Source organism: Xanthomonas maliensis (assembly GCF_009192945.1).
Taxonomy (GTDB): Bacteria; Pseudomonadota; Gammaproteobacteria; order Xanthomonadales; family Xanthomonadaceae; genus Xanthomonas; species Xanthomonas maliensis.
Map to the genome: position 1 here is coordinate 17,644 of NZ_NSET01000062.1, position 19,410 is coordinate 37,053.

A 19,410-nucleotide genomic window follows, 5' to 3' on the forward strand; every position below is an offset into this window, starting at 1 on the left:
AGTCTCTACGGTCACAGCGCCGGACCTCCATCCTTGCCGAGCGCTTCCAGATACGTGCGGTAATGCAGCTGGCCAATCCGCGGCCAGTCGCGTTGGGAAAGATCGGGCGCAGCACCACGCTGCGCCGCGCGGACGGTGTCAAGCATGCCGCCCAGCAGCGCCGCATCGAAGTCGCCCTCATAGAGGAAAACCCAGCCTGGCCCGACTTCCTCGGCGATGGCCGCATTCGACTCGCTCCACGGCGCCAGCACCGGCCGCGCCAGCGACAAGGCCAGCAACAAGGTGCCGGAGTTGTGCATCTGCCGATACGGCAGCACCACCAGCTCCGCTTCGCTGACCTCGCGCGCCAGCACAGGCTCCTCCACATAGGCGAGGTGCGCACTGATGCGCGGATCCTCATGGCAGGCCGTCTCCACCAACGTGCGCATTTGCGCGGTGGCCGGGTTGCCGACGATGCGCAGGCTCAAGCGGGGATCGCGTACCTGCTGCATGACGTCGAGCAGCGTCTCAACACCTTTGTATGGGCGAATCAGCCCGAAGTGCAGCAGGCGCCCAGGCACGACGGCGCCCCGCTCCATCGGCGCGAACCAATCACGGTAGTGGCCGTGCAGGATGGTATCGGTGAACGGCGGCCGCGGAGGCGTGGTCGCATTGATGCGGATCCAGCGGCGGGTCAGACGGTCGATCCACCCGAGCAGCGCGCGCTCGCGCCAACCGCGATCCTCGTGCGGCGCCAGATTGTGCAGCGTGCGTACGATCGGTATGCCCGTCAGTTGCAGCTTCAACAGCAACAGGACCGCGCACGCCTGTTTGGCCAACGTCCCCAGCGTGCTGGGGTGACGCAGCAGATACTCCGGCCAATGCAGATGCAAGACGTCGTACCGCGACAACAGCGCCTCGCGCATCGAGAAGAAGCGCACGCTCACCGCATCGGGCAAGGCATCGTACAACTGGGTGAGATACGGATTGGTGTTGCTGCCTGGGCGCTCGGTAGAGAACAGCACGGTGATCGGCGGGCGGGCGCCACTCGGCGCGACCGGAGCGGAGGTCACTGCGCTCATCGCACCACCTGACCCGCCGGACGCACGCTTCCCAACGCCGCGTGATACTCGTCGACATAGCGGCCGACCACGTGTCGCCAGTCATACCGGCCGACGTAGGCCATCGCTGCCGCACGACGCGCGGCGAAATCCTGGTCGGCCTGCAGCGCCAGCGCCTGCACCTGCTCGGCCGCTGCCTCGATGCGCTCGCGATTGACGATGACGCCTTGCCTGGACTCGCCCGCCAGCCGCACGAACGGCGGGATATCGCTGAGAATCGGAATCAGCCCAGCGCTCATGGCTTCGACGGCGGCGATGCCGAAGCCCTCGTGGCGCGACAGGCAGACGAAGAACTGGGCCTGCCGCATCAATGCGCGCAGGGCTTCCTCGGACGGCGACATGTGCAAGGTGACCTTATCCTGCAATCCTCGCGCAGCGATCTCCTTGCGTAGGTCGGCCTCGTTCAGATCGTACTCGCGTCCGGCGATGATCAACTGCCATTGCGGATCGCGCACCAGCGCCGCCTGCAGAAGGTCCAAGGTTTCGACCAGCCCCTTGTTCACCGACCAGCGCCCGAAGTACAGCATGGTCCGGCCAGGTGACTGCGCCCCCTGGCCGGCATATTTCTCCACATCCACGCCATTCTCGATCACCCGCAGGCGCGAGGGCGCAACCACCTTGGCAAACAGCTGGCCATCGTTTTCGCTGGTGGCAATCACTCGCGCATAGGCGAGCGCGGAGGTGCGGGTCAGTGTCTGGAACCAGATCTGCTTCATGCGTGACGCATAAGCGGTATGGAAGAACCCGCCATGCGTGGATACCACCATCGGCTTACGGTGCAGCGGCTTGGTCAATGCCAGATAGTCGTAGAAGAAATCGATGCCATGCAGGTGCACCAGATCGGCCGAACGGATCGCAGCGAGCACAGATGGTGCAAATGGGTAGCGTGACGATCCGCGATATCCGATCCGACGGATCGGAAGGCCACGATAAGTTTCCTCGGCGGCCAGCTGCGCGGTCGGATTGGTAAAAACACGGTCCAGGGTGACGACCTCGACCGAGTCGTCACTGGTCGCCTGGTGCTGACGCGCCACGTTCAGCACGACCTCCTCCATTCCGCCAATCGAAGGATGGAACTGGCGGACCACATGCACCACTTTCATTACGTCACTCTCCTGTACCGGCGCCGTGCAAATCGCGATTGCGTCGACCGATGCCGCGGCCACTTCGGCGCGGACGCTGCAATCCCAGCATCCACGGCGCAACGCGGATCAACACTGCGCGCATCGGCACGCTGGCGAGGATGGCGACCGCACACAAGCCCATTGCCCACCCGGGCGTTCCGATCAAGTGACGATCGATCAATCCGGTCCGGGTCACAACGCTGGTCACCACCAGAAACACCAGGGTGTGCGTGCACAGGATCAACAAGGTGTTGCTGCCGATCCACTGCAACCAGCGCCATTGCTGGACCAAGTAGGCCACACACAGTGTCAACCCGGTGCCAAGCAGGCTGACCAGCAGGAACAGCGCGACCGAGTGCCCAAACTGCAGGTTGTTGACATCGACCTGCCCGTTCATCGACGCCAGCACCGCCCAACACACGGCGAACACCGGCAGAGCGACGATCCAGAACACAGGCTTGCTCTGCAATGGCGCCGCGTGGGTCGACAACCAGGCGCCGACGGCAATGAAGAACAGCGCCACCGGCAGTACATCCAGTGCGAGTGGCAACCGCAGATGCAGGGCCGGAAACCAGGCGCACCATGCCAGCGCAACTGGCAGGCTCACCGCGGCAGCAGCGGCAACACCCAAGCGCGTGCGCAGCGCCAGGTACCCCAGCGTGGCAACGAACAGCGCTGGCAGGAACCACAGCGCCGGCAGCACGTAGAGACTGGAGCCGTTGGCCCACACTACCCCCAGCAAGGGATGCCACCACGCATGGCCGTTCCACTGCTGCGCAGCGCCGTTGACGAATGCTGTCAGCATCCAATAGGCGTAGGCCACCAGAAAAAACGCCAGATACGGCACCAGCAGCGTCCTTGCCAACTTCGCCAAGGTTGCGCCATTGAGCGAGCGGCGCCCGAAGCGCTCGCTGACCCAGCCGGACAACAGGAAGAACAGCGGCACATGAAAGCTGTAGGCGAACAATTTGTAGGCCGGCGGCATGCCACTGGCATGCCCCAACGCCACCAGCACGATGGCCAGCGCCTTGGCAACGTCGATTTGCAGATCGCGCGACGCCACAGGCACGCTGCCGACGGCAGCTTCAGCCACATGACGATCCACGCCCACGCTGGCCGATATGCCGCTCATGCCGTCACCGGGCGTGCGCCGATCGCCCAGGGCGCGAAGTGCTGAAAGAACCACTGCATCGGCACACAGGCAGCCAGCGCGAATGCCGTCACGAACACGGCCCAGCCCAGTCCGGGGCCGGTCGCCCCGAAGCCGCCAACGATCGCGGCAACACCGGAGAGCACGAAGAACACCAGCATGTGCGTGCACAGGATCAGCAGGGTATTGCGCCCGATCCACTGCACCCAGGCCCAGCCCTGCACGACGCGCGCAGCGCAGATCACCATCAACGAGCCCAGCAGCGCGCTCAGTAGGAACAGCGCATGGTTCTGCCCGAACGTGAGCATGTTGACGTCGATGCGGCCATTGCGTTCGGACAGCCACGCCACCGCCCCCGCAAGTACGGCAGTTGCGACCAAGCTGGCAGGCAGCGAGGTCGGCAACCGGCCCGATACATGCACCAACAACGCTCCAAGCGCATAGAAGCACAAGGACACCGGCAACACGTCCAGGCCAAAGAACAATCGCACGCCTTGCTGCGGGAACCACCCCATCCACCACCACGCCAGCACCAGCGACGCCACCGCGATCACCAGCGGCGTCATCCAGCGGCGCAACACCACGTACGCGACCACCGTCACCAGCATCACCGGCAGGAACCACAAGGGAGGCTGGACGTACAGATCCGGACCCACACCGGTAAACATCGCAACCAGTGGCTCCCACCACGGGTGGCTACCCCAGCGAGCAGCCTTCTCGCCGATGTTGCGCGTCAGCAGCCAGTAGGCATATCCCAGCAAATAGAAGATGACATACGGAAGCAACAGACCACGTGCCTGCTTGCGCAGGGTCTGGAGCACGCCGCTGCTACGCGAGGCATAGCCCGCTGCAAGCCAGCCCGACACGAGAAAGAACAGCGGCACATGGAAACTGTAGGCAAACAGCGTCATGCCATGCGGCACGCCCTTGGCGTGGCAGAACGCCACCAGCAGGATGGCGATCGCCTTGGTGGCATCGATGCGCGGATCGCGCTGCCGGCCGGCCACGACTGCCGTTGCCGTGGCGGGCACCGAACGCGCCGACACCGTTGCGGGCGCCGCCAGTGCCGTCATCATCGCGCGCCTCCCGCGGGAGACGGCCAGGCGCCCGTCGCTGCGTCCTCCTCGGCAACACGCGCCAGATGCGCAGGCTTCGCTGCCGCCCAGGTCGGCTGCAGATGCCATAGCGCTCCGCAAACGAACCACCACAGCGCCGAGGTCTTGATCGAGAAATAACCGTTGGAGACCAGCAAGCTCAAGGCGAACGCGAAGATCGCCAGGTTCTTGAACAACTGTCCTTCCTTGCTCGGCATCAACATCAGGAACGAATACGCCAACAGGAAGGCGAGCACTCCCACCACCGATTGCGAGGCAATGAAGTAGGAAATTCCGCTATCGAAGTAACGGTAGGCCTGTTCGTAATCCAGCCCCAGCCAACTTTCGAAGGACAGGTTGTTCATCGAATCGACCGTAAAGAACACGCGGCCGAGCGTGGTGTCCTGATAGGCGGTGATACCGGTGACCCAGATCAATAGCCAAGCCGACGCGATGACCAGCAGAAATACCAGGAACGCGAGTCGCTGATCCAGCCGTTTCAGCAGTGGCGACAGCAACACCATCAGCACGCAGGTACCGGCTGCCAGGCGTCCGTCCGATGCCACGATCAGAAAGCCGATCAAGCCGACCGCGAGGACCAACGCCCATGGGCGCATCCAGCGCCAGAACGTCAGCAGGATCGCAGTGAAGAAGCAGATGTAGTTCCCCATCGTCACCGGTTCGATGAAGATCGAGGAAGCGCGCGGCAGATTGGAACCGGGCAGGAAGTTGCGCTCGCCTGGGCGGGTCGCGCTGAGGAACAGGTTGCTGTCCTGGTTCCAGAAACCCTCGGCGCTCATGCCACGCGCGTTGACGAAGAAGCTTTTCGGATTGACCAAGTCGCCGTAATGGGTCGGCAATGCCAGCTCGAACGCCGCCACCAACGAGATGATCAGCGTCATCCGCAGGAACAGCTTGGGCAGCGAGCCGGTATAGGCCGAGCCCAGCACCACGAATGCAAAAACGACCAGGGCGTCGCGGAAGAACTTGGGGTCGACATCCCAGTTGACCAGGAAACGCACGAACATCAAGGTGACGATGAAGCCCAAGCCGCTGACGACCAGCGCGATGCGCTTACGACTCATCGATCCAAGGCCGAGCAGGAAGCATCCTGCGTACACCATGAATTCGACCGCGTAGGTCACCGCAGGCCGCACGGTAAACACGTTGGCGTTGACCACCGCCAGTGGCAGGTTGTAGCCCACCCCGACCAGCAACACCACCTCGATCAGCAAGTTGTGCAGCCGCACGCGCGTCTGCTCGCTCATCTGGATCAGCATGCGCCCCCCGGCATGGAAAGGGCGGCTGCGACGCAGCCGCCCGCGGCGCATGAGGCGCCCACGTACCTACCTACCAGCATCATCAGTAAGCGGTCTTCTGACCGAGCACGCGCACCGCTGTCAGAACGATGATGCGGATATCCAGCCACAGCGACCAACGACGGATGTAGTCGAGGTCGTACTGGATGCGCTTCTTCATCGTCCGCAGCTCCGGGGTCTCGCCGCGGAAGCCGTTGACCTGCGCCCAACCGGTGATACCCGGTTTGACGTAGTGACGCTGCATATAGTGATTGATCAGCTTTTCGTAGTGCGTGTTGTGCTGGGCTGCATGCGGACGCGGCCCGACGATGGACATGCTGCCGCCCAACACATTGAAGATCTGCGGCAGTTCATCCAGGCTGGTGCGACGCAGGAAGCCACCGAAGCGGGTAATGCGGGCGTCGTTCTTGGTCGCCTGCTTGATCGACGCACCATTGTCGTTGTGCACGCGCATCGAGCGGAACTTCATCATGTAGAACTCACGACCGCCCAAGCCATTTCGGCGCTGGCGGAAGAACACCGGCCCCGGGGAGCTCAGCTTGACGCCCACGGCGATGGCCAGCATCAGCGGCCACAACACCAGCAGCGCCGCCACGGCCACGATCTTGTCCTGCAGCGCCTTGGCCACCACGAAGTAATTGTCGCGGTCCACGCCGCCCTGGCGCAGGTTGATCACCGGCGTATTGCCGATCTGCTCGCCCGATTGGTTGAGCAGGCCGAAGTCGAACAGATCAGGCACCAGCTTGACGTTGATCGGGTACCGATCCAGGCGCTGCAGCAGCTGCTTGATGTGATCGCGCTCGCCCAGTGGCAGCGAGATCCATACCTGCTCGACCTGGTTGTTGCGCAGATATTCGATCAACTCATCCGGCTCCCCCAGGCACGGCAGCGTCTGCCGTTGCTCGGTCAACGAAATGTCGTAAGGCGTACGGAAGTAGCCGACCAGGTTCATACCGACCCAGGAATTGCGGCTCAGGTAATGATTGATTTTCATCACCGGGTGACGCAGTCCCACCACCACTACGCGCTGCACGTCCACGCCCTGCGCACGCAAATGGTTGAGGAACCCACGCAGCAGCGTACGCGCTGCGACCAGCGACACCAGGCCACCGACGAACCACAGCCCCACCCAACCGCGCGAAACCTGCTGACCGACCTGCACGATCAAGGCATGCACGGCGAACAAGGCGAACACGCCACCGAAGGCGCCACCCAGCACCATCAACTCGCTGAGCAGGCCACGCCCGCGCCAGCTGCGATAGAGCGGAAACAACGCAAAGCAAATCACCGAGTACAGCAGTGTGGTGCCGATCGCGACACGATACGGCGCGGCGGGCACCCAGTTACCGAACACGATGCGGTACGCGACCAGGCCGGAGACGACGACCATCGTCAGGTCGAAGACGCGCAGCATCAAATCGGCAGCGGCCGAATACTTGGACAACAATCGCGGCGAGGAAGTGGTGTAGGTCGCGCTACTCAGATCTGCCAAAAGCATGGGGATGTCCTCCAGACCAGATGCGGCGCATGCGGGGGAACATGCGGACACATACAGGCTCTCAATCATCCGTTGAGCAATCACCGCGGCACTATCGCCGACCCCAGATCACCCAACAGCCATTTGTTTCAACAGAGACGAACTGTCAAACGGTGGAGCTCGGAACATACGGCATCTGCCGCGTTACACGCTGAATCGGTTATCACGTCAATTAACCACTGTTTTGCAACATCATGATGTCAGCGCAGACGTGGTTCGGGCTCCGGTCCACGGAGGAAATACCGCACCAATGCAACAGCCAGCGCTAGGAATACACCGAAAATAAATCCAAGCGCGAGATTCAGCTTGAGTTTTGGTGAGGCCTTCGACGTAGGCACGTCCGCGGTATCGACGATGGTCACGTTATTCGCGCCGACGTTACCGGCCACACCGATTTCCTTGTACCGCTGCAACAGCGCATCGTAGAGCTGACGATTTGTATCCACTTCGCGCTTGAGCATGTTGTAACGAATGCTGCGGTTCTGCAGGTCGAGCTCGTCATTGCGCAAACCGGCGATCCGGTCGTTCAACAATTGCTCCTGGCGAGCCGCCGCGTCGTACTCGGCTTTCAGCGACTGGCGGATATTGACCACCTCGCCATTGATCTGCCGACGCGACTCTTCAATCTGCGACTTCAAACGCTGCATTTCCGGATACTGAGGCTTGAAGGTGGACAGCTTCTGCTGGTACTCGGTGGTCAAGCGGATCTGCTCGCCCCGCAGGTTCTGGATCAGCGGATTGCTGAGCACCTGCGGCATCGACATCGGGTCGCCGCTGCTGGCCTGGCGCCAGGCGGCCTCGGCCTTGATACGGGAATCCTGCGCGGTGGCCAGCAGTGCATTCAGCTCACTGAGGTTCTGGGCCGGCAACGATGGTTTGTCTTCGCCCACCGAGACGATTTGCTGATCGGTGGAGTAGTCGACAAGATTCTTCTCCGACTCCTCGACCTTGGAACGCAACTGCGCCAGTCGCTCACCCAGATACTTGGTCGCAAAGGAGGACGCTTTCAGACGACGCTGCTGCGTGCTGACGATGAACTCGTGCGAGTAAGCGTTGGCGATCTTGGCCGACAACGCCGGATCGGGCGAGTCGTAGTTCACGTAAACCAGGCGCGAATTGAGAATCGGCTCGATGACCAGCCCAGCCAATAGTGTGTCGGTCAGTGCGCGCTCGACGATGGCCTGGCGGGAACTCAGCGACTTGCCTGCCTCAGGATTTTTCTCTGCCGCGTCGGCGAGCGCATCGTCGACCACCTGCTTGAAGGCCGGCTCCTGATCGAGCTTGGCTTCGCGGATCACCGCACGGGCCAACGAGCGACTCTGCAGCAGCTGGTACTGCGTCTGATAGAAGTCGCGATCCTGCGGAGACTCCACCGGCATCAGATTTTCGACGTTCACCACGTTGAGCGAATCGCGCTCGATCTGCAGCGTGCTGGTGGCGCGGTACTTGACCGGCATCAGCAGCGTGACGATCAGCGCAAGCAGCACGGTGCCCACAACGATCATGACGATCAGCCAGCGCTGCGAGACCAGCGCGCGCCAGTAATCGAGCAGGTTGACGTCGGCCAACTCGAGATGCCCGTGGCGAGGCGCGGAAGAAGAACGGTTGTCGGAGTTCATGCTCATCGGTAAGCGCGCCACACCATCACGAAGGGAGTCAGTTCCAGCATGGTGCGCAGTAGCACCCGCGCGTCGGAGCGATAGACGACGACGATGTCGCCACCGTAGATCTCCGGATCCGGGTTTTCGCCCTTCTCGATGGCGGCCAGGTCGAAACGCGCCAGCATCTTCTGCCCGTTGACGGTGCGGAACACCACCACGTTGCGGCGGCTAGCCACTTGGCTGACACCCTTGGCCTGCGCCACTGCCTGCTGCAATGTCAGGTTGGCGCCGATGATCGGATAGGTGCCCGGTTCGTCGACGGCACCACTGACGGTCACCCGCCGGCCGTTGGCCTCCTGCACGAAGACCGAGACTTGCGGGTCCTGCAGATAACCACTGCGGTAGCGCTCGGCCACCATTTTTTCCAGCTCGCCGACGCCCAAGCCCGCTGCATTGACGTCACCGATCAGTGGCAGCGAGATGTGCCCGTTCTGATCGATCCGGACCTGGCGCTCCAGGTCATCGATCTGGAACACTTTGACCAGCAGCAGGTCGCCAGGGGACAGCCGGTACTCCGGTTGTACCGTCGACAGCGCAAGCGGATCCGGGTGCGGCAGCGAACTGGCCATGTTCTTGCCGGTGCTGCACGCACCGAGCCCTATCGAGCAGATCAGAGCCAGGCTGAGGCCTTGGCAGAGACGTTCGATCATTTTTTTCATGCAGGGGCTGGCTGCCTCTGTTGGATGTGGCGGGCCCCGCGCGCTATCCCACCTGGCAACCAACACCAACTGGAACGTACGACAGGGAGTGCTTTCGGTGACCGTGACAACGATCCGGTCGCGTGTTGCAGTGCACTATGGCATAGATCGATCGCGCCGAAATCAAGGCCTCGTCATTTTTTTGACGGCGTTGGCCTATTGATTCAAGTTCGTCGTTTCGGCGTTAAGAGACTGTGATCCAAGTCCGTTATAGTGATATCGCTACCACGAACTTCTCGACGTTTTTGCGCAATCTGTGCGGCGAAGTCGTCATCTTGGCGACATGTTAGAAGCAAACACGACAGTTCACGCAGCCGCCAGCCGCCACAAGTTCAAGCGGACCCTACAAATGGCCCCAAGGGAGCGCTGGCACGGTCCGCCCTATTGCTGCACCGCAACGAAAAAGGCCCATGTCGAGCGACATGGGCCTTCGAATTGGTCGGGGTAGCCGGATTCGAACCGACGACCACTAGTCCCCCAGACTAGTGCGCTACCAGGCTGCGCTATACCCCGAAGAGATTGCATCCGCCGGTGAGGGCGGCCCGCGATTATAGCGGCTTTGCGTCGCGTTTTCCTAGCGGCGCAGCAGGTGCAGAACTTCTTCCAGCTCCATGCGCACCTGCTTGATGATCTGATTGCTCAGTGCCGACTCACGCTTGGCACCATCGCCTTCCAACCGCAGGCGTGCACCACCGATGGTGTAGCCCTGCTCGTAGAGCAGGCCGCGGATCTGGCGCACCATCAACACGTCGTGGCGCTGGTAGTAACGGCGGTTGCCGCGCCGCTTGACCGGCTCCAGACTCGGAAATTCGGTTTCCCAATAACGCAGCACGTGCGGCTTGACGTCGCACAGCTCGCTGACTTCACCGATGGTGAAGTAGCGCTTGGCCGGAATCGGCGGTAGTTCGCGATTACTGCCCGGATCCAGCATAGGCTTCCACCCGCTCCTTGAGTTTCTGGCCAGGCCGGAAGGTGACCACCGTGCGGGCCGAGATGGGAATTTCCTCGCCGGTCTTGGGATTGCGCCCCGGCCGTTGGTTCTTGCAGCGCAGGTCGAAGTTGCCGAAGCCGGACAGCTTGACCTGACGTCCCTGCTCCAAGGCATCGCGCAGCACGTCGAAGAACGCGTCGACGAATTCCTTCGCCTCGCGCTTGTTCAGGCCGACTTCGTCGAACAGACGTTCGGCCATCTCCGCTTTCGTCAACGCCATCGCTTTCCCCTGGCTACCGCCTCAACTCCGGATCCGTGCGCCATGCTCGCGCGCGATCGTGGCCACCACCTCGGCGACCACACCTTCCACGTCCCGGTCGGTGAGAGTGCGCGAGTTATCCTGCAAAATCAAGCCCATAGCCAGACTCTTGCATCCTGCCTCGACCCCTGTGCCCACATAGCGGTCGAACAACTGCACATCCCGCAACATTGGGCCGACCGCGGTACGCACGCTGTGCGCCAACGCGGCCCAGCTGACCTGCTCCGGCACCACAAAGGCGAGATCGCGGCGAACCGAGGGGAAGCGCGACACCTCCGCCGCCCGCGGCAGCGCCCGTTGCACCAGCGGCGGCAAGTGCACTTCCAGCGCAATCACGTCCACATCGATTTCCAGCGCCTTGGCCAGGCCGGGGTGCAGCTGGCCGATCCAGCCGATGCAGGCGTCATCGCGGAAGATGTCGGCAGACCGCCCCGGGTGCCCGAATGGCTGGGACGATGGACGGAACTCCAGCAGTGCGCCGCTGGCGGCCGCCAGCGACAGCAGGTCGCCCTTCAGATCGTGAAAGTCGACCTTGCGCGCCGGCTCGCCCCATTGCACGGCGAGCGCGTCGCCGCAGACGGCAGCTGCCAGGTGCTGGGCCTCCCCCGGCGCATCGCCTTCGACAACCGGTGCACCGAAGACCTTGCCCAATTCGAACAGCCGCACCCGCCCGGCCTGTCGGGCGACGTTGCGCCCCAGCGCAGCCACGATGCCGGGCAGCAGCCGCGGCCGCATTACCGCCAATTCGGCACTGAGCGGGTTGGCCAACGGCACCACACCCGCGCTCAGCTGCCACCGCTCCAACAGCGCGGCATCGACGAAGGCGTAGTTGATGGTCTCCTGCAGGTCGCGCGCGACCAACTGGCGACGCACGCTGAGCTCGTCCAGCTGGGTTTCGCTCGGCATGGCGATGCGGCTCGCGCCGCCCGGCAGCGTCGTCGGCACGCGGTCGTAACCGTGGATACGCGCCAGCTCCTCGATCAGATCCTCCTCGATGGCGATATCGAAGCGACGCGACGGCGCAATGACGCGCCAGCCGTCGGCCGACGGCGTCACCTCCATGCCCAGCGCAGTCAGGATGCGCTCGACCTCGGCATCGTCGATCTGGATGCCGAGCACGCGCGCGATGCGTGCACGACGCAGCGCGATCGCCGCCGGCAACGGCAGGTGCTCGGATAGCTCGGCATGCACCACCGGACCGGGCACGCCTCCAGCCAGCTCCAGCACCAGCCGGGTCGCCACTTCGATGGCCTGCGGCGCCAATGCGGGATCCACACCGCGTTCGAAGCGATGGCCGGCATCGGTATGCAGCCCCAACTTACGGCCACGGCCCATGATGGCCGCCGGCGCGAAATACGCCGACTCCAGGAAGACGTTGCGGGTGCTGTCGGTGACCCGTGTGTCCAGCCCGCCCATCAGGCCGGCCAGTGCCACCGGACGATCGCCATCGGTGATGGTCAGGAAGCTGTCGTCGAGCACGACCTGGCGACCATCCAGCAGTGACAGCTGCTCCCCGCCGCGCGAGCGCCGCACGCCGATCGGCCCCTGCAAGGTGTCCAGATCGAAGGCATGCATCGGTTGTCCGAGTTCCAGCATCACGTACTGGGTGATATCCACCAACAGGGACAGCGGCCGCACACCGCTGCGGCGCAGGCGTTCGGCCATCCAGACCGGCGTACGCGCTGCCGGGTCGATGCCTTCGATGACGCGCCCGCAGTAGCGCGGCGCCTCGGCTCCTGCCTGTAGTTCGACCGCCAAGGTTCGGGTGGACACCGGCGCCACGGCGGCGGTTTCGAACGGCACTACCGCACTGGCGAAGGCGGCGGCGACGTCGAACGCAATGCCGCGCACGCTGAAGCAATCGGCGCGATTCGGCGTCAGCTTGATCTCGATGCTTGCATCCGGCAGGCCGAGATAGTCCGCCAGCGGCTGCCCGACCGGCGCATCGTCCGGCAATTCGAACAACCCGGACGCATCGCTATCCAGGCCCAGCTCCTTGGCCGAGCAGAGCATGCCGTTGGAGGCCACTCCGCGCAGCTTCGCCGCCTTGATGGTCAAGGTGCCGATCTGCGCGCCCACCAGTGCCAGAGGAGCGACCAATCCCGGCCGCGCGTTGGGGGCGCCGCAAACGATCTGCAGCAACTCGCCCTGCCCGGCATCGACGCTGCACACCTGCAAACGATCGGCCTCCGGATGGCGGACGGCCTCGACGATCCGCGCCACCACCACTTGCCCGAGCGCATCGCCCAGCGATGTGACCTCCTCGACTTCCAGGCCGATCGCGGTCAGGGTGGCGGCCAGCTCGTCGCGGGTCGCCTGCGTGGGCACATGGCTGCGCAGCCAGTTTTCAGAGAATTTCATGGAGAGCCGGGATTCGTGATTCGGGATGTGAGAGTCGTCGGAGCCAGGTTGCCGGGTTTGCGCAGGACAAGAACAGTGGTGCCGATCCCTGCCGCCGCATCCCCCATACCCAACCTCAAGCGAACTGCCGGAGGAACCGCACGTCGTTTTCGAAAAAGGCACGCAGGTCGTTGACACCGTAGCGCAGCATTGCGAAGCGCTCCACGCCCAGACCGAACGCGAAGCCGGTGTAGCGCTCCGGATCGACGCCGACTGCACGCAACACATTCGGATGCACCATGCCGCAGCCGAGCACTTCCAGCCAACGGGTGCTGCCATCGGGCTGTTGCCAGGCGATATCCACCTCCGCGCCAGGCTCGACGAAGGGGAAATAGCTGGGACGGAAACGCATGTCGAAATCGCGCTCGAAGAACGCGCGCACGAACTCGGACAACGTGCCCTTCAGATCGGCGAAGGTGGAATGTTCGTCCACCAGCAGACCTTCGACCTGATGGAACATCGGCGAATGCGTCTGATCCGAATCGGAGCGATAGACCTTGCCAGCGGCAATCATGCGCAGCGGCGGCGCGTGCTGATCCATATACCGCACCTGCACGCCGGAGGTATGGGTACGCAACAAGCGACCATCGCCGAAATAGAACGTGTCGTGCATTGCACGCGCCGGATGGTGCGGCGGGAAGTTCAGCGCCTCGAAGTTGTGCCAGTCGTCCTCGATTTCCGGGCCGTCGGACAACTCATAGCCCAGCCGCGCGAAGATCTCGACGATCCGCTCCAGCGTGCGCGTGACCGGATGCAGACCGCCACGCTCACTGCGCCGGCCCGGCAGGGTGACGTCGATGCGCTCGCCGGCCAGGCGCGCGTCCAGCGCCGCACCCTCGACGACCTGCTTGCGCTGCCCCAGCGCCGCGGTTACCGCATCGCGCGCCAGGTTGATCGCCTCGCCGGCGGCCTTGCGCTGCTCGGCCGGCAGCGCACCCAATTGTTTGAGCTGGGCGGTAATGCTGCCGCTCTTGCCCAGTAGCGCCACCCGCAGGGATTCCAGTTGCTCCGGCGTCTGCGCGGCGGCGACATCGGCCAGCGCGCGCGCGGTCAGGGTTTGGATCTCACTCATTGCACTTGCGCCTCGACTGCTCCACCGAACGTTCTCCCGGTCGTACCGGGCCGCCTTGCTCACCTGGCGATCATCGCCACAATGCAGCGATCGCCCCAAACGCAAAAGGGGAAGGACTTGCGCCCTTCCCCTCTGCATATCTGCGTGTTACTCACCGAACAGGCGCACGACCATGCGCTCGCCGCCGATGACCTCCCCCTTCAAAAGCCCGCACATGCATGCGCGGACTCTCGCGAGGGCCTCGCACTTACGCAGCCAGCGCGCCCTTCGCCTTTTCGGCCAGCGCGGCAAAGCCGGCGGCGTCGTGCACGGCGATGTCCGCCAGCACCTTGCGATCCAGGGTGATGCCAGCCTTCAGCAGACCGTTCATGAAACGGCTGTAGCTCAGGCCATTGATGCGGGCAGCCGCATTGATGCGGGTGATCCACAGCGAACGGAAATTGCGCTTCTTCTGCTTGCGGCCGATGTAGGCGTACTGCTGTGCCTTGATGACCGCCTGCTTGGCGACGCGGAAGACCTTGCGGCGGGCATTGTAATAGCCCTTCGCCAGGGTCAGAATCTTCTTGTGGCGGCGACGCGCCTGTACGCCACGCTTAACTCGTGCCATGTGTCAGTCCTCAGAGGTAGGGAAGCATGCGGTCCAGACGGCCTGCGTCTTCTGCGCGGACGTGGTTCGTCTGCCGCAGGTTGCGCTTCCGCTTGGTCGCTTTCTTGGTGAGGATGTGGCTACGGTTGGCGTGGCCAGCCTTGTACTTGCCGGAGGCGGTCTTGCGGAAACGCTTGGCCGCCGCCCGGTTGGTCTTGATCTTGGGCATTGCTATGTCCTTGATGATGTTTTGTCACTGACACGGGCGGCACCCTTGCGGCTGCACTTTCCATCCTTGCCCTTGCCTGCTTGTAAGCCCCTGATCGGAAACGAGTTGGGGCAGGTCCTGAGACCGCTCACGCGGCTCCCCGGAAATCCGGGCCGCATAGTATGCCCGGAGTCGGAACGTGTTGCAAACCTGAAACATCGCCGCGGCAACCGCCCCGTCAGGGGCCGGCCACCGCGCGCAGGCCGAGACTCAGACCTTCTTCTTGGGAGCGATCATCATCACCATCTGCCGCCCTTCCAGGCGCGGACGGGATTCGATGACGATGTCGTCACCCAGGTCGGCCTCGATCCGGGCCGCCATCTCGCGCCCAAGTTCCTGGTGGCTCATTTCACGGCCACGGAAACGGATGTTGACCTTGACCTTGTCGCCCTCTTCCAGGAAGCGGCGCATGTTGCGCAGCTTGATCTGGTAGTCGCCTTCGTCGGTGACCGGGCGGAACTTGAGTTCCTTGATCTCGACCTGCTTGGTCTTCTTCTTGGCCTCGTTGGCCTTCTTCTGCTGCTCGAACTTGAACTTGCCGAAGTCCATGATCTTGCAGACCGGCGGATCGGCCTGCGGCTGGATTTCGACCAGATCCAGGCCTTCATCCTCGGCCTTGGCGAGCGCTTCGTCGCGCGACAACACGCCGACCATCTCTCCGTCGCTGCCGATCACGCGGACGCGCGGCACACGGATTTCTTGGTTCTTGCGGTTCTGTTTGTTGTCAGGGGTACTGATATTGCAATCTCCCAGAGGTATCGAACCGGCTCTTCCGGATCATCCAGACTGGCCGGGGTTGGCTCACGCTGCCCGCTCTGCCTGCAGGCGCTCGACGAAGGCCTGGACCGACATGGTTCCCAGATCCTCACCAGCGCGAGTTCGCACGGCGACCGCGCCGTTTTCCTTCTCGCGGTCGCCGACCACGAGCAGATACGGCACGCGTTGCAGCGTATGCTCACGAATCTTATAACCGATCTTCTCGTTACGCAAATCGGCGCTGACACGGAAGCCTTGATTTGCAAGGGTTTTCCGAACCGAGTCGACATAATCTGCCTGGGCGTCAGTGATATTGGCGACAACGACCTGGACCGGAGCCAGCCAGGCCGGGAAGGCGCCGGCATGATGTTCGATCAGGATGCCGATGAAGCGCTCCATCGAGCCGACGATGGCCCGGTGCAGCATCACCGGATGCTTCTTCTGACTGTGTTCGTCCACGTATTCGGCGCCCAGACGGCCGGGCATCATGAAATCCACCTGCATCGTGCCCAGCTGCCAGGTGCGGCCGATGGCGTCCTTGAGGTGGTATTCGATCTTCGGCCCATAGAAGGCGCCCTCGCCGGGCAGCTCCTGCCACTCCACCCCACAGGCACCCAGCGCGGCCCGCAAGGCGGCCTCGGCCTTGTCCCAGGTGGCGTCGTCGCCGAGGCGCTTTTCCGGGCGCAGCGCGATCTTGATCTGGATGTCGTCGAAACCGAAGTCGGTATAGACCTTCAGTGCCTGCTGGTGGAAAGCAGTGACTTCCGATTCGATCTGCTCTTCGGTGCAGAAGATGTGCCCGTCGTCCTGGGTGAAGCCACGCACGCGCAGGATGCCGTGCAGCGCACCGGAGGGCTCGTTGCGATGGCAGGCGCCGAATTCGCCATAGCGGATCGGCAGGTCGCGGTAGCTGTGCAGGCCTTGATTGAACACCTGCACATGGCCGGGGCAGTTCATCGGCTTGACCGCGTAGGTGCGCTTCTCCGACTCGGTGAAGAACATGTTCTCCTGGTAGTTGTCCCAGTGGCCGGATTTCTGCCACAGCGACACGTCCAGGATCTGCGGGCAGCGCACCTCGCCGTAGCCGCTGTCGCGATACACCTTGCGCATGTACTGCTCGACCACCTGCCAGATCGACCAGCCCTTGGGATGCCAGAACACCAGGCCAGGCCCCTCTTCCTGCAGGTGGAACAGGTCCTGGGCCTTGCCGATCTTGCGATGGTCGCGCTTGTCGGCCTCTTCCATCCGCAGGATGTAGGCGTCCAGCTGCTTCTTGTCGGCCCAGGCGGTGCCGTAGATCCGCTGCAGCTGCTCGTTCTTGGCGTCGCCGCGCCAATACGCGCCGGAGATGCGGGTCAGCTTGAATGCCTTGAGGAAGCGGGTGTTGGGCACGTGCGGGCCGCGGCACATGTCCACGTATTCCTGGTGGTAGTACAGGCCCATGGCGGTGACGTCCTCGCCCATGTCCTCGATCAAGCGCAGCTTGTAGTCCTCGCCACGCTGGCGGAACACCTCGATCACCTCGGCGCGCGGGGTGACCTTCTTGATCACGTCGTAGTCCTGCGCGATCAGCTCCTGCATGCGCGCCTCGATCGCGGCCATGTCCTCGGGCGTAAACGGGCGCTCGCTGTAGATGTCGTAGTAGAAGCCTTCGGCGATGACCGGGCCGATGACCATCTTGACGTCCGGATACAGCTGCTTGACCGCATGCCCGACCAGGTGGGCGCAGGAGTGGCGGATGATCTCCACGCCTTCGACATCCTTGGCGGTGATGATGCGCAGGCGGGCGTCATGGTCGATGACGTCGCTGGCGTCGACCAGGCGGTCGTCGACCTGACCGGCGATGGTCGCCTTGGCCAGACCGGCGCCGATCGACTGGGCGACCTGCATGACCGAGACGGGGGATTCGAATTCGCGGCGGCTGCCGTCGGGGAGCGTAATGGTGATCATGGGCAACGATAGAGGTCGAGGGCAGCGGTCGGTGACCTGACGAGGGCCGACGGCAACATGGGATCGGAAGGGATGCCGGCAAGCGCCGGGCGAAAAAAAAGCGCCGGGCGGGCGCCTTGCGGAGCGGCGCCGGGAGGGCTCAGCGGTGGGCGATGGTAGTGCTCATGTCGCACGCTCGGCCGGCGCTGGGGCGCGGGCCACCTTCTCGCAAGTGTGTCTGCCGCGCATGGTAAACCAATCAGCCCGCCAATGCGCAGGCCGGCACGGGCGCGGCGGGCGCATGGCATGATGCCGGCCACCTGCCCTGCCACTGCCGCCCATGACCATCAAGGGTAAAGCCACCTCCCTGGACATCGCCTACCTGGCCGGCGTCTCGCAGCCCACCGTCTCGCGCGCCTTGCGCGGCAGCCCGATGGTCAACGAGGAAACCCGCAAGCGCATCCTGCGGATCGCCCGCGAGCTGAACTACAAGGTCGACAAGAATGCCTCGGCACTGCGCCTGCGCAATGCCGGCACGCTGGCCCTGCTGTTCTTCGAGGACCCGACCGCCGACGACTCGCTGATCAACCCGTTCTTCCACGCCATGCTGGGTTCGATCACCCGCGCCTGCGCGCTGCAGGGCTACGACTTGCTGGTGTCCTTCCAGCAGCTGTCCAAGGACTGGCAGGCCGATTACGAGGACAGCAACAAGGCCGACGGCATCATTCTGCTCGGCTATGGCGATTACCAGGAATCGCGGCAGCGCCTGCAATTGCTGGTCGAACAAGGCACCCACTTCGTGCGCTGGGGCGCCGCCCTGCCCGGCCAGCCAGGCATTTCCATCGGCAGCGACAACTATCGGGGCGGCCTGGACATCACCGCCCACCTGCTGGCGCAAGGTTGCCGCCGCATTGCCTTCCTCGGCCACGCCTCCAACCATTACCCTGAGTTCGAGGAGCGCTACCGCGGGCATGCCACCGCGCTGGCACAGCACGCACTGGCGGCCGAGCCGTCACTGCAGTTCGACGCCATCACCACCGAGTCGTCCGGATATGCCGCCTGCCAGGCGCTGCTGGACTCAGGGCAAGCCTTCGATGCGGTGTGCGCCGCCAGCGACCTGATCGCCATCGGGGCGATGCGGGCCCTGCGCGAGCGCGGCCTGCGGGTGCCGCAGGACGTGGCGGTCAGCGGGTTCGACGACATCGCGCTGGCGGCCTCGGTGGCACCATCGCTGTCGACCGTGCAACAGGACACCAAGCAGGCCGGAACCCTGCTGGTGGAAAGCCTGGTTGCGCTGATCCGTGGCGAGCCGGCACAGAGCCGCACCATTCCGGTCCGCCTGGCCGTGCGCGAATCCACCCGCAGCGATGGCCTGCAACCGCCACTAGGCTGGCGACCCACCGCCAGCGAGCACCTCGCCCCGGCCGAATGCAGCCCCGGCAAGACCCGCACGACCCGCTAGACGC

The 19,410-nt window shown here is 63.7% G+C and carries 17 protein-coding genes and 1 tRNA gene; 1 reads left to right on the forward strand and 17 read right to left on the reverse strand.

Translation table 11 applies throughout. From position 1 onward, the window contains the following. Nucleotides 1-11 precede the first annotated feature (11 nt). The 17 genes from CKY51_RS18285 to thrS all read right to left on the reverse strand — a co-directional run bounded on the left by CKY51_RS18285 (nucleotide 12) and on the right by thrS (nucleotide 17,965). Entirely contained in the window at nucleotides 12-1,061 is a 1,050-nt protein-coding gene (locus tag CKY51_RS18285) for a glycosyltransferase (RefSeq protein WP_022974427.1), read from the reverse strand. After that, on the reverse strand, nucleotides 1,058-2,203 hold the full coding sequence (locus tag CKY51_RS18290; protein ID WP_152249620.1) for a glycosyltransferase family 4 protein: 1,146 nt from the start codon (nucleotides 2,201-2,203) through the stop codon (nucleotides 1,058-1,060). Before CKY51_RS18290 ends, CKY51_RS18285 begins: the two co-directional genes overlap by 4 nt. Before the next feature lie 4 nt (nucleotides 2,204-2,207). Then, a complete protein-coding gene (locus CKY51_RS18295) occupies nucleotides 2,208-3,356 on the reverse strand; it encodes an acyltransferase family protein (protein WP_152249621.1) in 1,149 nt (382 codons plus the stop codon). Beyond that, nucleotides 3,353-4,447, reverse strand: a complete 1,095-nt coding sequence (locus CKY51_RS18300) for an acyltransferase family protein (protein WP_022974424.1) — start codon at nucleotides 4,445-4,447, stop codon at nucleotides 3,353-3,355. Before CKY51_RS18300 ends, CKY51_RS18295 begins: the two co-directional genes overlap by 4 nt. Further along, nucleotides 4,447-5,736 (reverse strand): polysaccharide biosynthesis protein GumE, encoded by a 1,290-nt coding sequence (locus CKY51_RS18305; protein ID WP_170292349.1) that lies wholly within the window; start codon nucleotides 5,734-5,736, stop codon nucleotides 4,447-4,449. Before CKY51_RS18305 ends, CKY51_RS18300 begins: the two co-directional genes overlap by 1 nt. A 94-nt stretch (nucleotides 5,737-5,830) precedes the next feature. Then, nucleotides 5,831-7,285 carry an undecaprenyl-phosphate glucose phosphotransferase gene (locus tag CKY51_RS18310; protein WP_152249623.1) on the reverse strand — a complete coding sequence of 485 codons (1,455 nt, stop codon included), beginning with the start codon at nucleotides 7,283-7,285 and terminating at the stop codon, nucleotides 5,831-5,833. Nucleotides 7,286-7,524: 239 nt separating this feature from the next. Then, complete coding sequence (locus tag CKY51_RS18315; RefSeq protein ID WP_211904923.1) at nucleotides 7,525-8,964, reverse strand: GumC family protein; 1,440 nt, start codon at nucleotides 8,962-8,964, stop codon at nucleotides 7,525-7,527. Then, on the reverse strand, nucleotides 8,946-9,644 hold the full coding sequence (locus CKY51_RS18320; RefSeq protein ID WP_170292350.1) for a polysaccharide biosynthesis/export family protein: 699 nt from the start codon (nucleotides 9,642-9,644) through the stop codon (nucleotides 8,946-8,948). Before CKY51_RS18320 ends, CKY51_RS18315 begins: the two co-directional genes overlap by 19 nt. A gap of 475 nt (nucleotides 9,645-10,119) precedes the next feature. After that, nucleotides 10,120-10,196 (reverse strand) — tRNA-Pro (locus CKY51_RS18325). 61 nt (nucleotides 10,197-10,257) lie between these two features. Beyond that, the gene (locus CKY51_RS18330) at nucleotides 10,258-10,614 is read right to left on the reverse strand and encodes a MerR family transcriptional regulator (protein ID WP_152249625.1); all 357 of its coding nucleotides are present in this window, start codon (nucleotides 10,612-10,614) and stop codon (nucleotides 10,258-10,260) included. Then, on the reverse strand, nucleotides 10,595-10,894 hold the full coding sequence (locus CKY51_RS18335) for an integration host factor subunit alpha (RefSeq protein ID WP_022974416.1): 300 nt from the start codon (nucleotides 10,892-10,894) through the stop codon (nucleotides 10,595-10,597). The genes CKY51_RS18330 and CKY51_RS18335 overlap by 20 nt, the downstream gene beginning before the upstream one ends. Nucleotides 10,895-10,915: 21 nt before the next feature. Further along, complete coding sequence (gene pheT, locus CKY51_RS18340; RefSeq protein WP_022974415.1) at nucleotides 10,916-13,294, reverse strand: phenylalanine--tRNA ligase subunit beta; 2,379 nt, start codon at nucleotides 13,292-13,294, stop codon at nucleotides 10,916-10,918. Nucleotides 13,295-13,409: 115 nt separating this feature from the next. After that, entirely contained in the window at nucleotides 13,410-14,405 is a 996-nt protein-coding gene (gene pheS, locus CKY51_RS18345; protein ID WP_022974414.1) for a phenylalanine--tRNA ligase subunit alpha, read from the reverse strand. Between the two features lie 247 nt (nucleotides 14,406-14,652). Next, on the reverse strand, nucleotides 14,653-15,012 hold the full coding sequence (gene rplT, locus CKY51_RS18350) for a 50S ribosomal protein L20 (protein ID WP_003484828.1): 360 nt from the start codon (nucleotides 15,010-15,012) through the stop codon (nucleotides 14,653-14,655). A gap of 10 nt (nucleotides 15,013-15,022) precedes the next feature. Next, on the reverse strand, nucleotides 15,023-15,220 hold the full coding sequence (rpmI, locus tag CKY51_RS18355; RefSeq protein WP_010342861.1) for a 50S ribosomal protein L35: 198 nt from the start codon (nucleotides 15,218-15,220) through the stop codon (nucleotides 15,023-15,025). A 249-nt stretch (nucleotides 15,221-15,469) separates the two neighbouring features. Then, the gene (gene infC / locus CKY51_RS18360; RefSeq protein WP_152249626.1) at nucleotides 15,470-16,012 is read right to left on the reverse strand and encodes a translation initiation factor IF-3; all 543 of its coding nucleotides are present in this window, start codon (nucleotides 16,010-16,012) and stop codon (nucleotides 15,470-15,472) included. A 48-nt stretch (nucleotides 16,013-16,060) separates the two neighbouring features. Next, nucleotides 16,061-17,965: a threonine--tRNA ligase gene (gene thrS, locus CKY51_RS18365; protein ID WP_152249627.1), complete on the reverse strand. Its 1,905-nt coding sequence runs from the start codon at nucleotides 17,963-17,965 to the stop codon at nucleotides 16,061-16,063. Between the two features lie 319 nt (nucleotides 17,966-18,284). Between thrS and CKY51_RS18370 the strand changes: the two genes are divergently transcribed. Next, nucleotides 18,285-19,406: a LacI family DNA-binding transcriptional regulator gene (locus CKY51_RS18370; RefSeq protein ID WP_022974409.1), complete on the forward strand. Its 1,122-nt coding sequence runs from the start codon at nucleotides 18,285-18,287 to the stop codon at nucleotides 19,404-19,406. The last annotated feature ends 4 nt before the right edge of the window (nucleotides 19,407-19,410 follow it).

Coding starts and splice junctions, on each gene's coding strand:
- CKY51_RS18310 (WP_152249623.1), bottom strand. CDS start 7,285: ATGCTTTTGGCAGATCTGAGTAGCGCGACCTACACCACTTCCTCGCCG.
- CKY51_RS18320 (WP_170292350.1), bottom strand. CDS start 9,644: ATGAAAAAAATGATCGAACGTCTCTGCCAAGGCCTCAGCCTGGCTCTG.
- pheT (WP_022974415.1), bottom strand. CDS start 13,294: ATGAAATTCTCTGAAAACTGGCTGCGCAGCCATGTGCCCACGCAGGCG.
- CKY51_RS18300 (WP_022974424.1), bottom strand. CDS start 4,447: ATGACGGCACTGGCGGCGCCCGCAACGGTGTCGGCGCGTTCGGTGCCC.
- CKY51_RS18295 (WP_152249621.1), bottom strand. CDS start 3,356: ATGAGCGGCATATCGGCCAGCGTGGGCGTGGATCGTCATGTGGCTGAA.
- rpmI (WP_010342861.1), bottom strand. CDS start 15,220: ATGCCCAAGATCAAGACCAACCGGGCGGCGGCCAAGCGTTTCCGCAAG.
- pheS (WP_022974414.1), bottom strand. CDS start 14,405: ATGAGTGAGATCCAAACCCTGACCGCGCGCGCGCTGGCCGATGTCGCC.
- CKY51_RS18290 (WP_152249620.1), bottom strand. CDS start 2,203: ATGAAAGTGGTGCATGTGGTCCGCCAGTTCCATCCTTCGATTGGCGGA.
- rplT (WP_003484828.1), bottom strand. CDS start 15,012: ATGGCACGAGTTAAGCGTGGCGTACAGGCGCGTCGCCGCCACAAGAAG.
- CKY51_RS18285 (WP_022974427.1), bottom strand. CDS start 1,061: ATGAGCGCAGTGACCTCCGCTCCGGTCGCGCCGAGTGGCGCCCGCCCG.
- thrS (WP_152249627.1), bottom strand. CDS start 17,965: ATGATCACCATTACGCTCCCCGACGGCAGCCGCCGCGAATTCGAATCC.
- CKY51_RS18335 (WP_022974416.1), bottom strand. CDS start 10,894: ATGGCGTTGACGAAAGCGGAGATGGCCGAACGTCTGTTCGACGAAGTC.
- CKY51_RS18330 (WP_152249625.1), bottom strand. CDS start 10,614: ATGCTGGATCCGGGCAGTAATCGCGAACTACCGCCGATTCCGGCCAAG.
- CKY51_RS18370 (WP_022974409.1), top strand. CDS start 18,285: ATGACCATCAAGGGTAAAGCCACCTCCCTGGACATCGCCTACCTGGCC.
- CKY51_RS18305 (WP_170292349.1), bottom strand. CDS start 5,736: ATGAGCGAGCAGACGCGCGTGCGGCTGCACAACTTGCTGATCGAGGTG.